This window comes from Actinoplanes sp. 13, from assembly GCF_056134165.1.
Genome location: NZ_JBVYOQ010000020.1, coordinates 114,747 through 132,299 on the forward strand (window position 1 = coordinate 114,747; position 17,553 = coordinate 132,299).

A 17,553-nucleotide genomic window follows, 5' to 3' on the forward strand; every position below is an offset into this window, starting at 1 on the left:
GGAGTTGATAGCGGGTGGTGGGCCGGCGGCCGCGGGTCGCGAAGGGTGCGGAACATCAGCCAGCTCAGTACCGGCATGACGATCAGGGGAGCCAGCCCAATCTGGAGTGATGTGGTGTCGGCCAGGCGCCCGAGCAGTGGGCTGGTGATGCCGCCGATGCTGACGGTCAGGCCCAGGGTGATCCCGCTCGCGGTGCCGACCCTGGTGGGTAGGTAGTCCTGCGCGAGGGTGACCTGCAGGGAGAAGGGGACGTAGAGGCCGGCGGATGCCAACGCCACGAACAGCAAGATGACGGGCCCGGGTATCAGAACGACGCAGGTTATCGCGACCGCGCTCAGAGCGTAGGACCAGCGTGACACCGTCACCCGGTCCCACCGGTTGGCGGCGGAACCGCCGAGGACCGAGCCGACGACACCGCCGAGGAAGAGCAGGAACAGGGCTGCCGTGCCGGCGGTCGCGCTGCCGTTGATGCGCTGCTGGGCGTACAGGGCAATGAAGGTGCTGAGTCCGCCGAAGGCGATCGACCGGAACACCACGGCCAAGGTCAGTCGCGCGAACGAGGGTTTGTCATCGCGGCCGACCGGCGCCGGCTTTCCGCCCTCAGCGCTGTGGCGCCTGGCAAGAGCACGCAGGACGGGCAACACCATCGCGGTGCCGGCCAGAGCGGGAACGAGCATCAGCGGGGTCCAGCGCAAACCGCCGGCTCCGGTGATCCCGGCGACCATGAGTGGGGCCAGGGCGAAGCCGATGTTGCCGCCGGTGGAGAAGTAGGCCATCGCGGTGTGGCTGCCGGCGCTGGCGTCGCGGGCGATGCGCGCGGACTCGGGGTGATAGGCGGCCACGCCGATGCCGGAGATCGCGGCGAACAGCAGGGTCAGGGCGTAGTTGCCGCTCAATCCGCTCAGCGCGACGCCGACCCCGCCCAGCAGGGTGCTGACCGGCAGCAACCAGGGCATCGCCCAGCGGTCGGTCAGTACACCGAAGGCCGGCTGCGCGACCGAGGACAGCAGGGCCGCGGCGAGCACGATGCCGGATGCCGCCGCGTAGCTGTAGGCACGTTCGGCGACGAACAGCGGCACCAGAGCTGCGACGGCGCCTTGGTAGATGTCGACGCAGGCATGGCTGATCGACAGCAGCACGATCAAGGTTCTTCTTCTTCGCACCCGTCTATGCTCTCCATCCCGACCGTGGCTGACTTCCGATAATCTGCCAACTAATGACGGAAGTACGCCACCAATCAAGCGCGCCTACCCGCACCCAGCGACTCGCGGCCGGAGGCGAGGTCGATGCCCATCGGCACGATGAGCATCAGATCGTCTACGCCGGCCGCGGCGTGCTCGCCGTGACGACCGATGCGGGATCGTGGATCGCGCCGGCCACCCGGGCGATCTGGGTGCCGGCCGGAACGGTGCACGCCCACCGCGCCTACGGTGAGCTCGACCTGCACCTGATCGGACTCCCTGCCACCGTTAACCCGCTCGGCCTCGACACCCCGACGGTGCTGTCCGTAGGGCCCCTGCTGCGCGAACTGATCGTCGCCTACACCCGCAGCACCGCCGACACGCACAGCGCCGTCGACACCCCCGAACGAGCCCGCATGCGCGCCGTGCTGCTCGACCAGGTGAAGGCCGCACCACAGCAGCGACTCCACATTCCGGTTCCCACCAGCCCGCCGCTACGCGACCTGTGCGCCATGTTGCAGGCCGACCCGGGCGACAACCGCACGCTGGCTGAACTCGGTCGCGCGGTGGGCGCGAGCGCCCGCACCCTGTCCAGGCTCTTTCGCAGCGACCTGGGGATGACCTTCCCGCAATGGCGTACGCAGCTGCGCCTGCACCACGCCCTGGTGCTCCTGGCCGGCAACACCCCAGTGACCGCCGTGGCGCATCACTGTGGCTGGTCGTCGGCCAGCGTCTTCATCGATGTGTTCCGCCGCGCCTTCGGGCACACCCCCGGCGTTCACCCCATCGGTTAACCAGCTGCGGCAGGCACTGCCGGTCACCCGTCTGTGCGGGCAACGATCCGGCGCCGCCATCGAGGTGCCCTCTGCGTTGCCGAGACCGGCCGAAAGGCGTGACAACCGAGTGCGCTCGGGACGCGGCTGTGATGCTCGGCGCAGGGCTGACGGCAGGAACCGTCAAGGCGATTCGCCGGCGGCGGATCGCTGATCACCCTCCCGCTCTCGCTCGCCTCGGATCACGCGGCGCGCGCGGTCGGCAGTCGTCCCGAGCTGGTCGGACAACGACAAGGGATCCTTATGATCCTGCCCGCGATCGTGGCAGGCACGCTGTGCGGCAGCGGCATCCTGACGGTCACCCCCAGCGGGAGGCCTTCGACATCGTCGTGCCGTTCCTGCTGCTGGACGCCGCGAGTAAACCTGATCCGATCAACTACGCGAGATCGTCGCGTAGCCGGGTGGCGCACGGTGGACACCGGGGAGTGGAAGGACTTGGACGAGTTCTAGTCGCCCTGTATTCAGGGCCGCCTGAAGCCCGAGCGCATACACCGCTAGAGGATGCCGTCGATGTGGCCAACAACGGCCGTGTTGTCGCCGGTGGCCCTGCTGCGCTGGGTGACCGAGGTCCGTGACGGGCCGCATGACTGGCCTATACCTCGATCCCGTCATAGCCCGTGCGGCCGCCGATACGGCACCTGTGGACCTGGCAGAAGGCGATCGTCGAGCGCTTGGCATGGCGGCCGGCATCGCGACCATGCTGCAATACCTCACCGCGACACCTCCTGAGAACCGTGCCACTCCACAGCGAAGGCGGAGACAGTGCCCCCCGAGACGCCGGAGAAGACCTCGACACCGACGCCGTCTGGCTTGGCCGAGTCTCACGCTTCTATTCCGCGGCCACGCAGGCCGCCTGCGGATCCGGCACCCACCAGCAATCCCGCGTCTAGCCCGGCAGGCGCCCCGCCGAGTCCCGCCACGCGCCTCGCGCGAGGGCTTACCGAGGTGCTGTCACCCGGCATCCTGGTCGCCGGCCTGCTGCTGGCCGTGGCCTGGAGTTCCGCGAGCTCCCCGGCGCAGGCCATCACCATGGGCTTGATCGCCGTCTCGGCGGCAAGCATTCTGCCGATGTACTACATCCTGCGCGGCGTCCGTCAACGACGCTGGACGGACAAGCACGTCATCGTGCACTCCCAACGCCGCTGGCCGATGGTGATAATCCTGCTGTCCACTCTCGGCGGCACCCTCGCGCTCGCCCTGGCCGGCGCCCCCCAGCAGCTGGTCGCTCTCATTGCCTCCATGCTGGCGTCACTGCTGGTAGCGGTGCCGGTCACGGTGCTCCTGCACTGGGGGATATCCATCCACGCCCTGGTCGCCGCGGGAACCGTGGCGGCGCTCTGCGTCACCTTCGGCGCAGCCTGGGCACTGAGCCTGCCGGTCGCGATCGCGGTGGGCTGGGCACGTGTACGGCTGGGTGAACACACGACTGGACAGGTCCTAGCCGGAGGCGCCCTCGGTATCTGCGCCACCGGCCTGCTCTTCCCCGTTCTCGCGGCCTGGTAGTACGGCGATACCTGCAGCACGCCAAACCAAATTCAGGACGGCCGCGCGGATAGTGCGGCCGTTTCACTGCCGCACTAGAAAGCTCTTTATCGAGCCGCCGGGTGCGGGGCGGCATGCGCTGGTAAAGGGCTCGCAGAGGAGCTGCTGCGCTCGAGTGGACCCACGGGGGATGTCAGCCGGTGGTGGCCGCCGGACGGAGGAAGCTGTAGACCGTCTCACGGCTCATACCGAAGTCCGGGGCGGGTGCGTACTTCCGCTTGCCGGCGGCGGCCCGACGGCGGATCTCGGCAGCTTGCTTGGCGTTGAGGGCGGGTTTGCGGCCGGTGTAGACGCCGTGCTCCTTGGCCGCGGCAATGCCCTCGCACTGGCGTTGGAGGATCAGGGCGCACTCGGCGAAGGCGCCCATCACCGACAGCAGCAGGGTGGCCATCGGGGGAGTCCTCGCCGGTGAACGTGAGGCTCGCCTTGACGACCTCCACCCCCACGCCCTTGCCGGTCAGGGTTCGCACCAGCCGACGTGGGTCGTCGAGGTTGCGAGCGAGTCGGTCCATCAAGTGCACGATCACTGCGTCGCCGTCGCGGACAAACGCGATCAGCTCGTCGAGCTGAGGGCGGGCGGTGTCCTTGCCGGACGTCTTGTCGGTGAAGACCCGCTCCACCTCGACCCCGTCGAGCTGCCGGACGTGTTCCGGTCGACGGCGCTGACTCTGATGTAGCCAGCGCGCATTTTTCGCCTTCCTGACCTCGTTCAGTCAGGCTGAACTCCAAGAAGGCATCGGACAAGCGTCAGGAAACTCGACTCAGGGCCCTATTCTGACGCTATTTGGCGTTGGTTCCGGGTGGTGTTGGGGTGTACCTCAGATAGACACCCGGCCACGCCGCAGCATCACTTGAGGTGATCATTGATATGGCTGACTTCATGGCGCAGGTCGCGCATCGGGTGCGATGTGACTGGGGTCCGTCGGGCGCGGACGCGGTCGGGCCGGGAGCGTCGATCGTCGCCGTGGTCGACGTACTGTCCTTCACCACCGCCCTGACCGTCGCGGCCGACGAAGGCGTCGAGGTCTTCCCGTATCGATGGCGAGACGAGCGTGCCGCAGCGTTCGCTGCGAGGCACCAGGCGGTGCTGGCGGTCGGGCGTTCTCAAGTGGGCCCTGATCACCAGGTCAGCTTGTCACCACCGACGATCCGTGCCGCGCAGGATCTTCAGCGGCTGGTACTGCCGTCGCCGAACGGTTCCACCATCGCGCGCCGCCTGGCGGAGGCCGGCTCTACCGTGATCGGCGTGTCGCTGCGCAACGCAGCGGCGGCCGCTCGGTGGACAGCGCGGCAGCTGCCGAACACAGCGGCGGTGGCAGTGATCGCGGCCGGCGAACGCTGGCCGGACGGCTCCTTGCGGCCGGCGGTGGAGGATCTGTGGGGTGCCGGAGCGTACGTTCAGGGCCTGATCGATCAGGGTGTCACCGGGGTATCGCCGGAGGCCGGGGCCGCGGCGGCCGCGTACCGGCACGTTGCAGCGGACGTTCGCGCGGCGCTGCTCGACTGCGTCGGCGGCCGGGAGCTCGTCGAAAAGGGTTATCCACAGGACGTGGAGATCGCGGCCGAGGTTGGCACGAGCGACGTCGTGCCGATGCTGTCCGGGGACAGGTTCCGCCCGAACCCGAGCGAGTAGTCGATCTCGACAGCGCTCCGGTTGTCGACACCGCCACGACAACCGGCTTGCCGGGGACGATCCGTCGGTGCAACAGCGCCGGCCCCGACGTGTCCCGCGTACCCGTCCCCTGACTAGAACCCGAAGTAGTGCAGAGACTGTGGTCAGCCGTTCAGTGGACTACGGAATCCGACAGTGTTGGGGGGTACCCCAAACCACAAGTAGCTGAGCATTGCCAGCAAAGAGTCAGTGATGATCAAGACTGCCTCCAAGCGCGTAAAACCTCAGTCGCTATGACTGTGTTCGAGTGTTCGTCACCGAACACCCGCACCGAGTCGGCGGCCACCTTCTCCAACAGGCTGATCGCCTCTCGGGTGCGGCCGGCCTGCGAGTGGGAGGCGGCAAGGTTGGCGCGGGCGGTCAGTGTGTTTGGGTAGTCGTCGCCGAGGCGGCGTAGCCGACGAGGACCGGCGCTCGCGAGAAAAAACCTATGGACCTGCATACCCGTCGGCGTATCGTGGTGTGAAGAGACGGGCCGGGAGTCAGGCGAATAAACGCGTTGCCTCTCCGCCCCGAACATCCCTACCGTAGGAATCACCACCGACGACCCGATGTGAGGGAGCACCCGATGTTGTGGCACGCCTCGACCACTGCGCAGCGGCCCGCGCCGCGCGGCGGGGCCGTCACGACCTGTGCCGGGAAATCCAGCTTCCTGACCCGCAGCACGATGAACCACGAACACCAGCGGTGGCGCGGCTAGCAGTTCGCTAGCGACCAAAGCGCCGCCCCTCCCGATCCGGGACCGGGCGGCTTTCTCATTCCCGGACCCATCCCCGACGACCTCACTCAGGAGTCCCGCTCATGCGCCGCTGGCACGCCGAGAACAACCCGCAGTACACCATGCTGCGCGGTTCGGTCGGCTGCGCCGTCATGACGGTCCCCGGGTTTTCCGAAGACCAGCTCAGCAAGCCCGTATCAGGGAGGCGCCTCTGAGCGCCTGAGCTCACCGCACGTCGCGGAAGCCGCCTCCCGAACCGGGGAAGGCGGCTTCTCTGCTTTCCCAGGCACAACCGCATAGGGGTGTGGCGCAACAGGTAGCGCAGCGGCCTCCAAATCCGAAGGTTGCAGGTTCGAGTCCTGTCACCCCTGCTTCGTCCCCCGCAGAAGACGTGCGGGCATGGACACGTCGAGACCCGCCAGGGCCTCGGAACTTGAGAACTCCACAGCGGAAATGGCATGAGAGACAGGGCCCGCCGGCGCCACCACGCGCAGCCGGCCTGGCCCTGGCAACACCTATCAAGCCGGCCGCCGCCTGCACGGGGCGGCCGGCACGTTGGGGCCTTAGCTCAGCAGGGAGAGCGCGCGTCTGGCAGGCGCGAGGTCGCCGGTTCGACTCCGGCAGGCTCCACCGGAAGGGGTGCACCAGCGGGAGGCGTACGATCCTGCCCGCTGGCTGGGGTGCCGGCGGCGGCGTTACAGCGCCACGGCCGAGCGAACCGGGCTACTGGCTCTGGCGGCTGTAACCGTCATCCAGTGTTGGCATCTCTTGAGACTTACCTGGCAGCGCCGAATACTCCGGAGTGACGACTCGGGCGCAGATCGTGATCGCGGGGCGAGGCGCGGAAGGCGCTGCCGGGACGAAGCGAGCAGCCGGGCCAATTCGCCAGGATCACCACCGGGCGCGCAGGCTCGTCACCGGCGGGGCAGGAGCCCGTACCCGGCAGCTCACTTCACTTGCCCGCCGAGCTCGGCTCGGTAGAGCGCTGGTCTGAAAAGCCAGAGGTTCCCGGTTCGACCCCGGGGGCGGGCACGCAGTAGTGGGGAGCGGAGGAGTTCGTGTGGAGATGGCCCGGCCGTCAGGCCAGCCCCCGGGACCACCGAGCCCGGCCACGTACCCCGTCCCCAACCTCAGCACATGGTCCTGTGGAGCTGTCGGCAAAGCTCACCTGGTTCTCAGCCAGGAGATCGTCGGTTCGAGCCCGACCAGGACTACGCACCGCGGTGGCACTCCCGACCGCAACGCAAGAGGTAACGGTCAACGCCGTGCCCCGCGCGGGGTTCGGGTAACAAGCGAGCGTGGGATCTCGCCGACCGGCACGCCGGCGGTGCTGGCCCTCCCGTTCTCGCCGATGCGGATGTAGCTCAGCGGGTAGAGCGCCAGGCTTCCACCTTGGATGTCGCCGGTTCGATTCCGGTCGTCCGCTCAAGGTGCGCAGGCACGGGGCGGCCAGACGCCGCCTGCCGGCGGCCGCGTTGCGCACCGCGCTTGTCCCGGCGGCCCGGGAGTTGCTCCCCGGGCGAGGGCGGAAGTAGCCGCCCTGGGAGCCTCGGCACCCCCAGCACCTTCCGGGTTGGGCTGCTGGCAGGCTCGACGGGGTTTTGGCCCCCGGCACAGACGCGGGTTCGATTCCTGCACCCGGAGCGAGGGGCGCGTCAGGATGGCGTGGCCGGCGGGTGGTAGCTCTTCCGCCATGGCGAAGACGGTCAACAGGGGCCGCAGTACGCGGCCCTACCCCCAGGCGGGGCGGCGCGTGCGCCACAGCCGGGCGGACCCGTAACGATCGCCCTGGTAGTCCAATCGGTAGGAGACGGCGCCCTCAAAAGGCGCACAGTGCGGGTTCGAGTCCCGCCTAGGGCACGCCGCCGTAGCTCACCTGGTAGAGCGCGGTCCTGGTACGACCGAGGCGGCCGGTTCGAGGCCGGCCGGTGGCTCTCATGCGGACGTGGCGCAGCTGGTAGCGCATCACCTTGCCAAGGTGAGGGTCGCGGGTTCGAGTCCCGTCGTCCGCTCTCGACAACAACATCACGAAAGGAGGTGACCCGGGTGTCCGACGTCCTGGTCCTGAACGCAGACATGGAGCCGCTGACCCGGGTCAGCCTCCGCCACGCCGTCAAGATGCTCGTCCGCCAGGTCGCCGAGGTCCACGACCACGTTCCCGACCGCGCTTTCGGTATCTGGCCGCTGCCCACCGTCGTCCGGCTCGTGCGCTGGGTCTACACGACGTGGCGCCGCACCGACGGCCCGGCGTGGTCCCGGCGTGGTGTCCTCACCCGTGACCACCGCCGCTGCGGCTACTGTCGGCAGCCCGGCACCACGGTCGACCACATCGTCCCGCGCAGCCAGGATGGCCAGGACACATGGCTCAACACGGTCGCGTGCTGCTACGCCTGCAACCAGCGCAAGGCCGACCGCTCGCCCGCGCAGGCGGGCATGCGGCTGCGGTTCGAGCCGCGCACGCCCACCTGGGCGTCAGCCGTGCACGCATGACCGGCTGGCCGCCGTCACACGACGGCCAGCCACATTCCCCGGTCGTCTCATCGGCAGGACATCCGCATCTGGAGCGCAGGTACGAGGTTCGAGTCCTCACTGGGGAGCGGGGGAAGTAGCTCAAGAGGGTTGAGCGCTCCGAAGGCCACTGAGAGATGCCGGTTCCCGTCCGGCCCTTCACCCATGTCCTCGTAGCCCCACTGGCAGAGGCGCCGTCCCGAGGAGGCGGTCAGTGCGGGTTCGACTCCCGCCGAGGACACGCACGCCGGCGAGGCTCCCGCGGGGGAGCGCCCGACTTGTAATCGGGATCCGGCCGGTTCGACTCCGGCCGCCGGCTCCACCCAACGCCAGCGCAGCACGACGGGTGGTGCACGCGACTCGTAATCGCGCGGAGCCGGTTCGAGCCCGGCCGCTGGCTCTCAAGCCCGGATAGCCCAACTGGCAGAGGCGCCGCATTCAGGGTGCGGAGGTTGCGGGTTCGACTCCCGCTCCGGGTACGCATGGGGTTGTAGCTCACCTGGGAGAGCGCCCGCCTTGCAAGCGGGAGGTAGCCGGTTCGAGTCCGGCCAGCTCCACCATGCCGCCGTAGCTCAGAGGGAGAGCACCCGACTGTCCATTGGGGGGCCGCGGGTTCGAGTCCCGTCGGTGGCGCAATGGAGAGATCGCCTAGTGGCTATGGCGCCGCACTGCTAATGCGGTTGGGGTCCGCCCCTCGCGGGTTCGAGTCCCGCTCTCTCCGCCACCCTGGTGTAGCTCAGTCGGTCAGAGCGCCGCCCTGATAAGGCGGAGGTCCGCGGTTCGATTCCGTGCGCCAGGACGCGAGACGGACGGCCAGGCGGCCGCGTCGCCCCGTCGGGGTGCCGAGGAACGTTCGGGCTCCGCAGGGCAGGGCGGTTGCTAACGGCAACCCCGGCGGAGGCCGCGAGCCAGTGCAATAGAGAGCAGACCGCCGCCCGAGCTCCGGCCTGGGCGGTAAGGGCGACACGGTGCGGTAGGAGCGCACCAGCGGTCCGGTGACGGGCCAGCCAGGTAAACCTCGCCCGAAGCAAGTCCAGACAGGGCGCGGCCGACCCGGCCCATGCGCGCGGGTAGGACGCTAGATCAGGCCGGCGACGCACCTGGCGAGATAGATGGTCGCCACCACACCCAGGGGCGTGGGACAGAACCCGGCGTACCGGCCGTCCTCGCTCGGATATGCCCCCGTAGCTCAGCGGATAGAGCACCGGATTACGGATCCGGGTGTCGGCGGTTCAAATCCGTCCGGGGGTACTCGGCACACACGAACGGCGATCGGTCGACTGTCGTGAACGCCGGAATCGGGACGTAGCTCAGCTTGGTAGAGCGCTCGGCTCGGGGCCGAGAAGCCGCAGGTTCAAATCCTGTCGACCAGACTGTGGAAGGGCCAGCCGACAGATGGCGCCGGCCGCGGTCTCGAAAACCGTTGGGGGTAACGCCCGTAGGAGTTCGACCCTCCTCCCTTCCGCTCATGCGCCGGTAGCTCAGAGGCCAGAGCTGCGGACTCTTAATCCGAAGGTCGCGGGTTCGACTCCCGCCCGGCGTACGCATTGCCCTCGAACAGCAGGCCGCTGACGCCCGAGTGGAGGGGCACCGGACTTTCAATCCGGACTGTGGGGGCTCGCATCCCTCCTGCGGCACTGGGGAGTAGAGGAGCGCGGTCGTCCTCGCCGGCCTCATAAGCCGGAGATCGCCGGTTCAAATCCGGCCTCCCCCACCACGTCCGGCTAGCTCAGCGGGAGAGCGCCGCCCTGACACGGCGGAGGCCGCTGGTTCGATCCCGGCGCCGGACACGGAGCCGTCGACTAATGCCAGGTCAGCCGGGACTTCAACCCGGAGTGTGCGGGTTCAAGTCCCGTCGGCTCTACTCGATCCCTCGTCGCCCAATCGGCAGGGCAGCGCACTGTTAATGCGTATCGGTGTCAGTTCGAGTCTGACCGAGGGAGCCAAGCCCGATTAGCTCAGCGGGAGAGCGCCCCCTTCACACGGGGGAGGTCGGCGGTTCAACACCGTCATCGGGCACTGTGGTCGTAGCTCAATGGCAGAGCGCCAGGTTGTGGTCCTGGAGACGCCGGTTCAAATCCGGCCGATCACCCCAAGCGAGCGCGCCGACGACGGTGAGTCGGGGCCGGCTGTAACCCGGTTGCATACGTGCTCAGGAGGTTCGAGTCCTCCCGCTCGCACCATGCCCGCGTAGCCCAGTGGAAAGAACACCGGTTTCCGGAACCGGGGGTCAGGGGTTTCGAGTCCCTTCGCGGGTGCGTCATGGCCTCGGTGAGTTCCGGGTGGAGCTGCCCGCCTGCAAAGCGGGTTTCAGGTGGGGTTCGAGTCCCCCCGAGGCCTCCACGTCCTCGTGCCGTTTCCGCTGTGGAGTGCATGGCTGTCGGGCGTTGGTGCCCACCACCCCTCATAAGGGCGGACCGCCCGGTTCGAGGCCGGGGGCAGCCACCATGTGGCGAAAGACCGCCTCAAGGTCGAGATCGAGTGAAGTACCAAGGTATCTTGGATAGAAGATCGACGATCACGAATACCTTCAGGATCGGCGAAGCGGTGTCCTGTCCGCGTTGAGTTGGCACCGTTCGGCGTGAGTTGGCAGAGGGCACGCCAGATGCGGTGTGCCGACGCGCTGACGGCTTGTGTCCATGCGACTAGTGGTGACGTTGCATCGATCTGCGCGTCACGGTGCCTCCCAGCGCGGGAAGACGGGTACGGCACGACCAACGTGCGTACCGTCGCCGAGCTGTTGATGCAGTCGCCGGGCGCCGTTGGGGATGAAGGGTTGTAACTCGTTAGCCAGCACGCGGCACGCGTGTACGAGTGTGGCGAGAACGCCGTCGAGGCGGATGGCTGCTGTGGTGTCCCCGGCGCGTTCGGCGCGGGCCAGATGCCAGGGCTGCTCGGCGTCGATCAGCCGGTTGGCGTGGTCGACGACGTCGCATATCGCGTCGGTCGCCGCGCGGAGGTCGAAGCCGGCCAGTGCGTGATCTATGCGGACGGGTAACTCGGTATAAGCGCTGGCCAACGGTGCGCTCTGAGCTGACCCAGCCGTTCGGGTCACCTGCCCGCCGCGGTACTTGTGTGCCAAGCTCAGGGTGCGGTGGACCAGGTTGCCTAGCGCGTGCGCGAGGTCGCGATTGGCGCGGTGCACCAGCCGGTCGATGGTGAAGTCGGTGTCGCCCACCGGAGGGACTTCACGCAGCAGCCACCAGCGCAGTGCGTCGGTGCCGTAGCGCTCGACCAGGACGATGGGGTCAACGGTGTTGCCCAGGCTCTTGGACACCTTGGCGCCGTTAGCGGTGAGGTAGTCGTGCACGAAGATGGTCGTCGGCAGGGGCTGCCGTGCCGACAGCAGCAGGGCTAGCCAGTAGACGGCGTGGAAACGCACGATGCCCTTGCCGATGACGTGCACCCGTTCGGCGGCGTCGGTCCACCATTGCTGGTACGCCGGGTCATCGGTGCCGTAACCCAGGGCCGTGACGTAGTTGGTCAGTGCGTCCCACCACACGTAGACGACCTGGTCGGGGTCGTCGGGTACCTCGATTCCCCAGCCGGCGGCGCGTACGGCCGGCCGGGAGACGCTGAAGTCGGCCAGGCCGGCACGAACGAACGCGAGTACCTCGTTACGACGTGCTGCCGGCGCGATGCGTACCTATCCGGATTCCAGCACCCGCAGCAGCCGGTCCTGGTAGCGCGACAGCCGGAAGAACCAGTTGCGCTCCCGCACGGTTTCCGGTTCTCGCAGGTGCTCCAGGCAGTGCCCGTCGGATAGTTCGGCAGGACTGTAGAACTGTTCGCAGCCAGTGCAGTACAACCCGGTATAGCTGCGGCGGTATAAGTCGCCGGCCTCAGCGCACTGGCGCCACAACCGTCGTACCCCAGCGGCACGGCGGGTGTCGGTGCCGGTGGCGATGAAGTCATCGAACGACAAAGCCAGCGGGTCGCGTAGCGCGGCGAAGCGGGCGGCGTTACTGGCGACGAACGTCGCGGTGTCTACTCCTGCGGCGCGCGCCGCGGTGACGTTCTTCAGAGCGTTGTCGTCAGTGCCGATCAGGAACCGCACTCGATGACCGCGTGAACGGCGGTGGCGGGCCAGCACGTCGGCCTGCACCAGCTCCAGCGCGTGTCCCAGATGCGGGGCGGCGTTGACGTAGGGGATACCCGTGGTGATGTAGAAACGGTCGGTGGTCGACATAGTTCCTCCTTCGCCCTGCCGCGAACGAGAAACAAAAAGCCAGGCCCTCGCACGGCGGGGACCTGGTCGTTGAAGATCGTGCTAGCGCACGCCGAACAGCCCCGAAGTGGGGCGCATCATTCGGCTCGGGCATGGCTGCATGCGACGGATCATGGCATCTCGTATGGATATAGGCAAAGGGATTTTAGCAAGATCTTGCCGAGGCGCCCGGCTGCGGGCCAGCACCTTCCCGGTACACACCAAGAGATCGTCGAGGAACCACAGGTCGGGCGTCGTGGTGCCGTCGAGCAATGATCTCAACTGGTCCGGCGTGATCAGATCCCACCGAAAGGGCATGCTTTCCGGCACCGACGTCACCCCGTCATGATGGCAGCCTGATTCGGGCAGCCCGCGCTCGGTCGGCAACCGAAACCGAGCCGTATCGAAAATGAGAACTTCGCCCGGCCACCGCGTACGACAGGCGGCAAATGAGTGCGATGGCCGATGTGACGCGACAGGATGCGATGGTGAGCACTACCGACTGGGTGCGTATGCGCTTGTTCGCCGAAGCTCCGGTGGTTCGAAGCGCTGACCTGGCTGCGGCACTTGTCCACTCGCTTACCAGCTACGGCATCCCTGATGTGCGCAAGTCCGGCGTCTATTGGAAGATCGCGGAGTACCTGGAGTTCAACGTCGAGCTCACGTCAGTCGGCAGCACCTCGGCGTGCGTCGATCGCTTGCAGGCGCTTGAGCCTACGGGATGGTCCGGCAACGTCTGGAACCATCAGCCGGGCGGGCCGCCGTTCTTGATCGTCGAACTGCGATGGGCGTGGCTGATACCTGCCGATGAGTGATCGGCGTCCAGATGCCGGTGCGATCAACGCGACGGACGCGGCGTGACCGGACGTCGCCTTCCGTCAGTCAGGCTCAATGTTCGGGACGGGAGTACCGAGTTCCCAGAACCTGTTGATCGCTTCCCAGTACTTCGCAGACAGCGGGCGGAGCCAGGGCCGGAACGTTTCTGGGTCAACGCCACGTGAGGCGACGGTCTGCATCTGCATACCTTCGAGATAGCCGATCACGCCCAGTTCGGAGACGTACGGGTCGCCATTAACGATCAGATGCTCGATGTAGTCGAAGGCGGCATCGAACTCGCTCGTATCGCTCGCTGCGAGGCGGTCGGCGAGGTGCCCAACCACCCAGGCCGCGTCCAGGTAGCCAAGACGACCACCGGGAGAGCCCGGGTCGGCGTTGTCATCAGCAATCTCGGTCCATTCGTCCGACAGTGACGGAAGCGCAGTGAGCAACAGCGCAGGGACCTGCTCGGCGGTGACACGTGCTCTGGTAGGCCCCACGCACGTCAGCCTAGCTAGGGAAGCGGCGATGCCGAGCGAACGCATTCGGACCCGCACGCTCATCGGCATTCGGATGTCCAGCGTCCGCGACCCCGGCTACGCCCGGTGATGTGCTCGTTGGCGGGCCAGCGCGCACGGACTGCGGCACGAGAGTGCGTTGGACAGCGCTGAAGGTAGTGAGGGAAGCCAGTCGAGAACCGTTCGATCTTTGATGCAGGTAGCCGGTCGGATGGCCGATGCGGCGCCGACGTTGTCGGCGACCGCATGAGCGGGACTGGCGGGTGTGCTCGGCGTCTACCCCGATCTTCTTTGGGCTAACAGCGAGTCGACGATATAAACCGCCGCATTGGTGGTATCCAACTGCCGACAGATCACCTTCGCGTCATTCACGTGCAGACCGTGCGTGTCGCTGGTGACGACGGCTTGGGTGCCGGTCATTGTGATGTGGCTGCCGGGCAGCTTGTGCGGTTCGATGCGTTCCGCGACTGCGGACTGCTTCAGCAGATGGGCCAGCGCATCGGGGTTGTCCCACAGCATGGGGATGTTTTGGAACGGGAAGCTGATCAGGAAGTCATCGGATGTTGCGAACACGGTAAGTGCGGGCATGTCGTCGAACGTGTGGAGGCTGGCCCGATTGAATCCGGCTGCGAGTCCGGACAGCCCCGGGTTGGCGGCAATCGCGGCGACCACTGGCTTGCCCGCCATTGCAGCCAGGTTCTGCGGGGCACACGCGTCGGCAGCCGCTGAACCCGACGGTATGGGCTGCCCCGTCACGACGCCGCCGGGCCCGACAAATCCGCAGCCGCAGAGGGGCGTGGCCAAGACCATCGCGAGGAGAGCACGCATTCCAGTCATGGTCAACTATCTCTCGTGCCATGAGCCGAACGAGTCGAAGTTGAAATCCCACCCACTACTAGGATCATTAGCGGAATGGGATGGCTCGTCTTCGGCTGCCATTCGGCCCGCCACCCGCTTGGACGTGCATCCCGGGTCACGCTAGCGGTCAACGCTGGCGCTTCGCATGCGTATCCAACGCACTTGACTCGGCTACTTGCGGGGCGCCAGCACCCAGAGGCCTGGCTACGGTAAGCCACGATCGCGGCCGAGGTCAGCGCGCACGGAGCAGCAAGTTCAATTCATCTGATCTTAATCAGGCCCGGTCGCCCACCTGCGGGGCGACGCCGTCCGGGCGGGCCCGGCACCATGATCGCGTGATGCTGTGCAGCGGGCGGTTGTGGTGGATGGTAGGCCCCGTCGTGGGGTTGGTGCTGGGCGTCGGCGACGCGGTTGTCAATCATGTGCCGGTGATGCTGGGTGAGGGCGGCATCGCGAGTGCTGAGCGTGGTGGCTGGTCGCAGGCCGCGGAGTTCGCCGGCCTGATCCTGGATGCCGGATGGGCGTGGGCAGCGACGGCCGTGCTGGCGGGCTGGTGGGTGAGCCGGCAGGCACGGCCGGCGGCAGGGATGGCGCGCGGTGCTCTGGCGGGTGGTCTCGCGCTGGGGTTCGCCACCACCTCCTACTACGGCGCGGACCTGCTGTTGGACGGCAGCGCCTGGTCGGGCGTGGCGTCTCGGTTCTGGTTGATCGCCAGCGTGTTGCTCGGTCCGCCCCTGGGTATCGTCGGCGCTGCGATCGGGCGACCCGGTCGAGCCGGCGTGGTGGCCGCGCTTGTCGTTCCCGTGGGCGCGGCCGTGCAGACGGCGGTTCTGCCGCCACCGGCGGCGAGTGTGATGGCGCAGCCGGTGCAATGGAGTGTCTGGATCGCAGCCGTAGTCGCCACCGCGTTGGTCGCACGCAGGTTCCGCAGGCGCAGTGCTGTGACGTCACCGGCCGGCGCCGGCCGAGGTCCGCTGGGCAACTGAGTCGCCTGCTACGCAATGTGACGAGTGTTGGTCGGGGCGTTTTGGCCGCGGCGGATCCGTGCGGCTTCGCCGCGAGAGACTCCTATCCTCCGCTCATGGAACCAGTGAACGTGCTGGCGATCGGGATCGACCTTGATCTTGTGCCAGCGAAGGACGGTGGGCGTGCAAGGCCCATGCTCGGCGGCTATGCTCCGGAACGCCGGTTCACGTATCGGCCGAATTGGGGCTACCCGACTGGCCTGGAGGAAAGCAGACCGCAGGACCCGTGCTGGGCTTCTCGCGTCCCTACATCCGTCCTGGGAAAGCGTCCGGGCGATTGTGGTAGCGCTGTTTTTCGAGCACACTCCGGACTGGCGAGATGTGGGGCCGGATGATGTGCTCCGGATGTACGAAGGTTCGCGAATCTGCGGTCGCGGGCGCGTCGCTTGGGTCGAGCCCGCCACCTGGCCCATGTCCGAGGACGAGCAGGACCGCCTGGCGGCGTGGCTGATCCCGACCTGACGCGCCCAAGTGCTGTGGTCACGTGGTTCAGGACGCTTGGTCGGCCAACTCTCGGAGCTGTTCGGTGATGCCGGCGCGGAGCGCGTCCGGCGATGTGGCGTCGATGACTTGCACGTTGGGTGCTGCGGTGCCGCCTGTGACGGTGATGAATCGGGCGTCGGTGTAGGTGGCGGCGTGTGTGGTGACCGCGTCGATGGGTGCTTTGCCGGTGGCGATGATCACGCCGCACTGGCCGGCGGTCAGGGAGGCGAGATAGGTGGCGGCGTTCTCTGTGGTCTGTGGTCCGTAGACCTGCAGATATTGCACTTGAACGAGTGAGGTGACCGAGGCCTGCTGCATGACCGACCATGTCGAGCTGGCCGGCTCGGCGAGGAGTCCTGCCTGGTCGGTGAGGAGGCAGGCGGTGGCGTTGAGGTACTCGCGCTGCCGGGGCGGTTCCGGCCACAGTGCCCACGTGACGACGCCGGCGAGGGCGGCCGTCAGGGCGGCGCCGACAGCGATGTGCCGGTTTCGTCGCGAAGTCGGCCGCTTCGTGACAGGCCGTGCACGGCGGGCTACCGATGTGGACATCGGCGCAGGCTACGGGTTAGCGGAACCTTAAATCAAGATCTTGCGCACATGAATGATCTTCAACCATGCTTCGCCTCGCCTTTGAATTGGCTGTGAGAGCGGGGGGCTCGTGAGGCGTCGTTTGGCTGCCGTCACTGCGTTGGCGGTCGGGTTGTCTCTGGGCATCCCACCCGAGGTCGTGCCGGACAGCGGTGGTTGGCCGCTGTCCGGATTGGTCTCGGTGTTGCGCCAGGCTCCCGCGCTGGCGACCGTGACCGGCCTGCCCAGGCAAGAGATGGGCCCCGGTACGGGCGACGACCACTACGTTTCCACCAGCGAGACACGGGCTGACGGTGGCGCCGGCCGGGCACCGGGACGCGGCGTCGGCGCGGTGGACCCAGCCGTCACCGAGCCGCCGACGCCGCCGGCGTGGACGGCACCCCAGCAGGTTGGCGAGGACAGCTTCGACGAGCAGACCAGCAAGCGTCTGCCGAAGAAGTCGGCGGCCCAGTACGACGAGTTCCAGAACGATGACGGCTCGTTCACCCGCAGGTTCTCCCAGGGACGAATCAACTACCGGGCCGGGGACGGCTCCTACCAGCCTATCGAGACGGACCTTGTCCGGCGTGGCGAGCGACTGACGATGGACGCCAACTCCATCGAC

At 67.4% G+C, this 17,553-nt stretch carries 14 protein-coding genes, 30 tRNA genes, 1 other RNA gene and 2 pseudogenes; 37 read left to right on the forward strand and 10 right to left on the reverse strand.

The window, feature by feature from the left end:
* Positions 1-197: 197 nt before the first annotated feature.
* A pseudogene (locus AC0NH5_RS30680) lies at positions 198-1,163 on the reverse strand (MFS transporter); the annotation flags it as partial.
* Positions 1,164-1,216: 53 nt separating this feature from the next.
* On the opposite strand from AC0NH5_RS30680, the gene AC0NH5_RS30685 reads away from it, so the two are divergent.
* Positions 1,217-1,975 (forward strand): AraC family transcriptional regulator, encoded by a 759-nt coding sequence (locus tag AC0NH5_RS30685; protein ID WP_474410299.1) that lies wholly within the window; start codon positions 1,217-1,219, stop codon positions 1,973-1,975.
* A gap of 984 nt (positions 1,976-2,959) precedes the next feature.
* Positions 2,960-3,517: a phosphoesterase PA-phosphatase gene (locus AC0NH5_RS30690; protein WP_474410301.1), complete on the forward strand. Its 558-nt coding sequence runs from the start codon at positions 2,960-2,962 to the stop codon at positions 3,515-3,517.
* 172 nt (positions 3,518-3,689) lie between these two features.
* On the opposite strand, the gene AC0NH5_RS30695 is transcribed toward AC0NH5_RS30690, so the two are convergent.
* Together AC0NH5_RS30695 and AC0NH5_RS30700 are read right to left on the reverse strand one after the other, a co-directional pair.
* A complete protein-coding gene (locus AC0NH5_RS30695) occupies positions 3,690-3,947 on the reverse strand; it encodes a hypothetical protein (protein WP_474410343.1) in 258 nt (85 codons plus the stop codon).
* Positions 3,948-4,035: 88 nt separating this feature from the next.
* Positions 4,036-4,176: pseudogene (locus AC0NH5_RS30700) on the reverse strand (recombinase family protein); the annotation flags it as partial.
* 260 nt (positions 4,177-4,436) lie between these two features.
* Here AC0NH5_RS30700 and AC0NH5_RS30705 point away from each other — a divergent pair.
* Entirely contained in the window at positions 4,437-5,189 is a 753-nt protein-coding gene (locus AC0NH5_RS30705) for a 2-phosphosulfolactate phosphatase (protein ID WP_474410303.1), read from the forward strand.
* Positions 5,190-5,424: 235 nt separating this feature from the next.
* On the opposite strand, the gene AC0NH5_RS30710 is transcribed toward AC0NH5_RS30705, so the two are convergent.
* Complete coding sequence (locus AC0NH5_RS30710) at positions 5,425-5,748, reverse strand: tetratricopeptide repeat protein (protein WP_474410305.1); 324 nt, start codon at positions 5,746-5,748, stop codon at positions 5,425-5,427.
* Between the two features lie 496 nt (positions 5,749-6,244).
* On the opposite strand from AC0NH5_RS30710, the gene AC0NH5_RS30715 reads away from it, so the two are divergent.
* From AC0NH5_RS30715 to AC0NH5_RS30870, 32 genes are all read left to right on the forward strand, one after another.
* Positions 6,245-6,317, forward strand: a tRNA-Trp gene (locus AC0NH5_RS30715).
* Between the two features lie 186 nt (positions 6,318-6,503).
* Positions 6,504-6,576 (forward strand) — tRNA-Ala (locus tag AC0NH5_RS30720).
* A 328-nt stretch (positions 6,577-6,904) separates the two neighbouring features.
* A tRNA-Phe gene (locus AC0NH5_RS30725) sits at positions 6,905-6,978 on the forward strand.
* Between the two features lie 107 nt (positions 6,979-7,085).
* A tRNA-Glu gene (locus AC0NH5_RS30730) sits at positions 7,086-7,160 on the forward strand.
* 139 nt (positions 7,161-7,299) lie between these two features.
* Positions 7,300-7,372: transfer RNA gene (locus AC0NH5_RS30735), tRNA-Gly, on the forward strand.
* A gap of 141 nt (positions 7,373-7,513) precedes the next feature.
* Positions 7,514-7,590 (forward strand) — tRNA-Gln (locus tag AC0NH5_RS30740).
* A 141-nt stretch (positions 7,591-7,731) separates the two neighbouring features.
* A tRNA-Leu gene (locus AC0NH5_RS30745) sits at positions 7,732-7,806 on the forward strand.
* Between the two features lies 1 nt (position 7,807).
* Positions 7,808-7,880 (forward strand) — tRNA-Thr (locus tag AC0NH5_RS30750).
* Between the two features lie 5 nt (positions 7,881-7,885).
* A tRNA-Gly gene (locus AC0NH5_RS30755) sits at positions 7,886-7,958 on the forward strand.
* Positions 7,959-7,992: 34 nt separating this feature from the next.
* On the forward strand, positions 7,993-8,436 hold the full coding sequence (locus AC0NH5_RS30760) for an HNH endonuclease (protein WP_474410307.1): 444 nt from the start codon (positions 7,993-7,995) through the stop codon (positions 8,434-8,436).
* 185 nt (positions 8,437-8,621) lie between these two features.
* Positions 8,622-8,695: transfer RNA gene (locus AC0NH5_RS30765), tRNA-Leu, on the forward strand.
* A 5-nt stretch (positions 8,696-8,700) separates the two neighbouring features.
* Positions 8,701-8,776 (forward strand) — tRNA-Thr (locus AC0NH5_RS30770).
* Positions 8,777-8,782: 6 nt separating this feature from the next.
* Positions 8,783-8,854: transfer RNA gene (locus tag AC0NH5_RS30775), tRNA-Thr, on the forward strand.
* A 5-nt stretch (positions 8,855-8,859) separates the two neighbouring features.
* A tRNA-Leu gene (locus AC0NH5_RS30780) sits at positions 8,860-8,933 on the forward strand.
* A 5-nt stretch (positions 8,934-8,938) separates the two neighbouring features.
* Positions 8,939-9,014, forward strand: a tRNA-Ala gene (locus tag AC0NH5_RS30785).
* 1 nt (position 9,015) lies between these two features.
* Positions 9,016-9,087 (forward strand) — tRNA-Asp (locus AC0NH5_RS30790).
* Between the two features lie 4 nt (positions 9,088-9,091).
* A tRNA-Ser gene (locus tag AC0NH5_RS30795) sits at positions 9,092-9,178 on the forward strand.
* A gap of 1 nt (position 9,179) precedes the next feature.
* Positions 9,180-9,253, forward strand: a tRNA-Ile gene (locus AC0NH5_RS30800).
* A gap of 6 nt (positions 9,254-9,259) precedes the next feature.
* An RNA gene (rnpB, locus tag AC0NH5_RS30805) (RNase P RNA component class A) lies at positions 9,260-9,626 on the forward strand.
* A 6-nt stretch (positions 9,627-9,632) separates the two neighbouring features.
* Positions 9,633-9,705, forward strand: a tRNA-Arg gene (locus tag AC0NH5_RS30810).
* 48 nt (positions 9,706-9,753) lie between these two features.
* Positions 9,754-9,827 (forward strand) — tRNA-Pro (locus AC0NH5_RS30815).
* A gap of 4 nt (positions 9,828-9,831) precedes the next feature.
* A tRNA-Ser gene (locus tag AC0NH5_RS30820) sits at positions 9,832-9,919 on the forward strand.
* Positions 9,920-9,924: 5 nt separating this feature from the next.
* Positions 9,925-9,997, forward strand: a tRNA-Lys gene (locus tag AC0NH5_RS30825).
* 21 nt (positions 9,998-10,018) lie between these two features.
* A tRNA-Glu gene (locus AC0NH5_RS30830) sits at positions 10,019-10,091 on the forward strand.
* 1 nt (position 10,092) lies between these two features.
* Positions 10,093-10,171 (forward strand) — tRNA-Met (locus AC0NH5_RS30835).
* 1 nt (position 10,172) lies between these two features.
* Positions 10,173-10,244, forward strand: a tRNA-Val gene (locus tag AC0NH5_RS30840).
* A 1-nt stretch (position 10,245) separates the two neighbouring features.
* Positions 10,246-10,318: transfer RNA gene (locus AC0NH5_RS30845), tRNA-Glu, on the forward strand.
* A 5-nt stretch (positions 10,319-10,323) separates the two neighbouring features.
* Positions 10,324-10,400, forward strand: a tRNA-Asn gene (locus tag AC0NH5_RS30850).
* 1 nt (position 10,401) lies between these two features.
* Positions 10,402-10,473 (forward strand) — tRNA-Val (locus AC0NH5_RS30855).
* Positions 10,474-10,475: 2 nt separating this feature from the next.
* Positions 10,476-10,549 (forward strand) — tRNA-His (locus AC0NH5_RS30860).
* Between the two features lies 1 nt (position 10,550).
* Positions 10,551-10,637: transfer RNA gene (locus tag AC0NH5_RS30865), tRNA-Tyr, on the forward strand.
* An 81-nt stretch (positions 10,638-10,718) separates the two neighbouring features.
* A tRNA-Cys gene (locus tag AC0NH5_RS30870) sits at positions 10,719-10,797 on the forward strand.
* A gap of 331 nt (positions 10,798-11,128) precedes the next feature.
* Here AC0NH5_RS30870 and AC0NH5_RS30875 read toward each other — a convergent pair.
* From AC0NH5_RS30875 to AC0NH5_RS30885, 3 genes are all read right to left on the reverse strand, one after another.
* Positions 11,129-12,094 carry a methionine--tRNA ligase gene (locus AC0NH5_RS30875; protein ID WP_474410335.1) on the reverse strand — a complete coding sequence of 322 codons (966 nt, stop codon included), beginning with the start codon at positions 12,092-12,094 and terminating at the stop codon, positions 11,129-11,131.
* 6 nt (positions 12,095-12,100) lie between these two features.
* Positions 12,101-12,643, reverse strand: coding sequence for a class I tRNA ligase family protein (locus tag AC0NH5_RS30880; protein WP_474410308.1), 543 nt, complete (start codon positions 12,641-12,643; stop codon positions 12,101-12,103).
* A gap of 81 nt (positions 12,644-12,724) precedes the next feature.
* Positions 12,725-13,000, reverse strand: coding sequence for a hypothetical protein (locus tag AC0NH5_RS30885; RefSeq protein ID WP_474410310.1), 276 nt, complete (start codon positions 12,998-13,000; stop codon positions 12,725-12,727).
* Between the two features lie 119 nt (positions 13,001-13,119).
* Here AC0NH5_RS30885 and AC0NH5_RS30890 point away from each other — a divergent pair, with 119 nt between their 5' ends.
* On the forward strand, positions 13,120-13,476 hold the full coding sequence (locus AC0NH5_RS30890; protein ID WP_474410312.1) for a hypothetical protein: 357 nt from the start codon (positions 13,120-13,122) through the stop codon (positions 13,474-13,476).
* Positions 13,477-13,539: 63 nt separating this feature from the next.
* Here the strand turns inward: AC0NH5_RS30890 and AC0NH5_RS30895 are convergent, their stop codons facing one another.
* Positions 13,540-13,977, reverse strand: coding sequence for a DUF7674 family protein (locus AC0NH5_RS30895; protein ID WP_474410313.1), 438 nt, complete (start codon positions 13,975-13,977; stop codon positions 13,540-13,542).
* 294 nt (positions 13,978-14,271) lie between these two features.
* The gene (locus tag AC0NH5_RS30900) at positions 14,272-14,823 is read right to left on the reverse strand and encodes a fasciclin domain-containing protein (RefSeq protein WP_474410315.1); all 552 of its coding nucleotides are present in this window, start codon (positions 14,821-14,823) and stop codon (positions 14,272-14,274) included.
* A gap of 365 nt (positions 14,824-15,188) precedes the next feature.
* Here AC0NH5_RS30900 and AC0NH5_RS30905 point away from each other — a divergent pair, with 365 nt between their 5' ends.
* The gene (locus AC0NH5_RS30905; protein WP_474410316.1) at positions 15,189-15,839 is read left to right on the forward strand and encodes a hypothetical protein; all 651 of its coding nucleotides are present in this window, start codon (positions 15,189-15,191) and stop codon (positions 15,837-15,839) included.
* Positions 15,840-16,367: 528 nt separating this feature from the next.
* Here AC0NH5_RS30905 and AC0NH5_RS30910 read toward each other — a convergent pair.
* Complete coding sequence (locus AC0NH5_RS30910) at positions 16,368-16,910, reverse strand: hypothetical protein (RefSeq protein ID WP_474410317.1); 543 nt, start codon at positions 16,908-16,910, stop codon at positions 16,368-16,370.
* Positions 16,911-17,553: the final 643 nt, after the last annotated feature.

Bases quoted from the DNA above. Each gene is read 5' to 3' on its own strand.
- AC0NH5_RS30685 (WP_474410299.1), top strand. From the start codon at position 1,217: ATGACGGAAGTACGCCACCAATCAAGCGCGCCTACCCGCACCCAGCGA.
- AC0NH5_RS30695 (WP_474410343.1), bottom strand. From the start codon at position 3,947: ATGGCCACCCTGCTGCTGTCGGTGATGGGCGCCTTCGCCGAGTGCGCC.
- AC0NH5_RS30705 (WP_474410303.1), top strand. From the start codon at position 4,437: ATGGCGCAGGTCGCGCATCGGGTGCGATGTGACTGGGGTCCGTCGGGC.
- AC0NH5_RS30710 (WP_474410305.1), bottom strand. From the start codon at position 5,748: ATGTTCGGGGCGGAGAGGCAACGCGTTTATTCGCCTGACTCCCGGCCC.
- AC0NH5_RS30880 (WP_474410308.1), bottom strand. From the start codon at position 12,643: ATGTCGACCACCGACCGTTTCTACATCACCACGGGTATCCCCTACGTC.
- AC0NH5_RS30890 (WP_474410312.1), top strand. From the start codon at position 13,120: ATGGCCGATGTGACGCGACAGGATGCGATGGTGAGCACTACCGACTGG.
- AC0NH5_RS30900 (WP_474410315.1), bottom strand. From the start codon at position 14,823: ATGCGTGCTCTCCTCGCGATGGTCTTGGCCACGCCCCTCTGCGGCTGC.
- AC0NH5_RS30910 (WP_474410317.1), bottom strand. From the start codon at position 16,910: ATGTCCACATCGGTAGCCCGCCGTGCACGGCCTGTCACGAAGCGGCCG.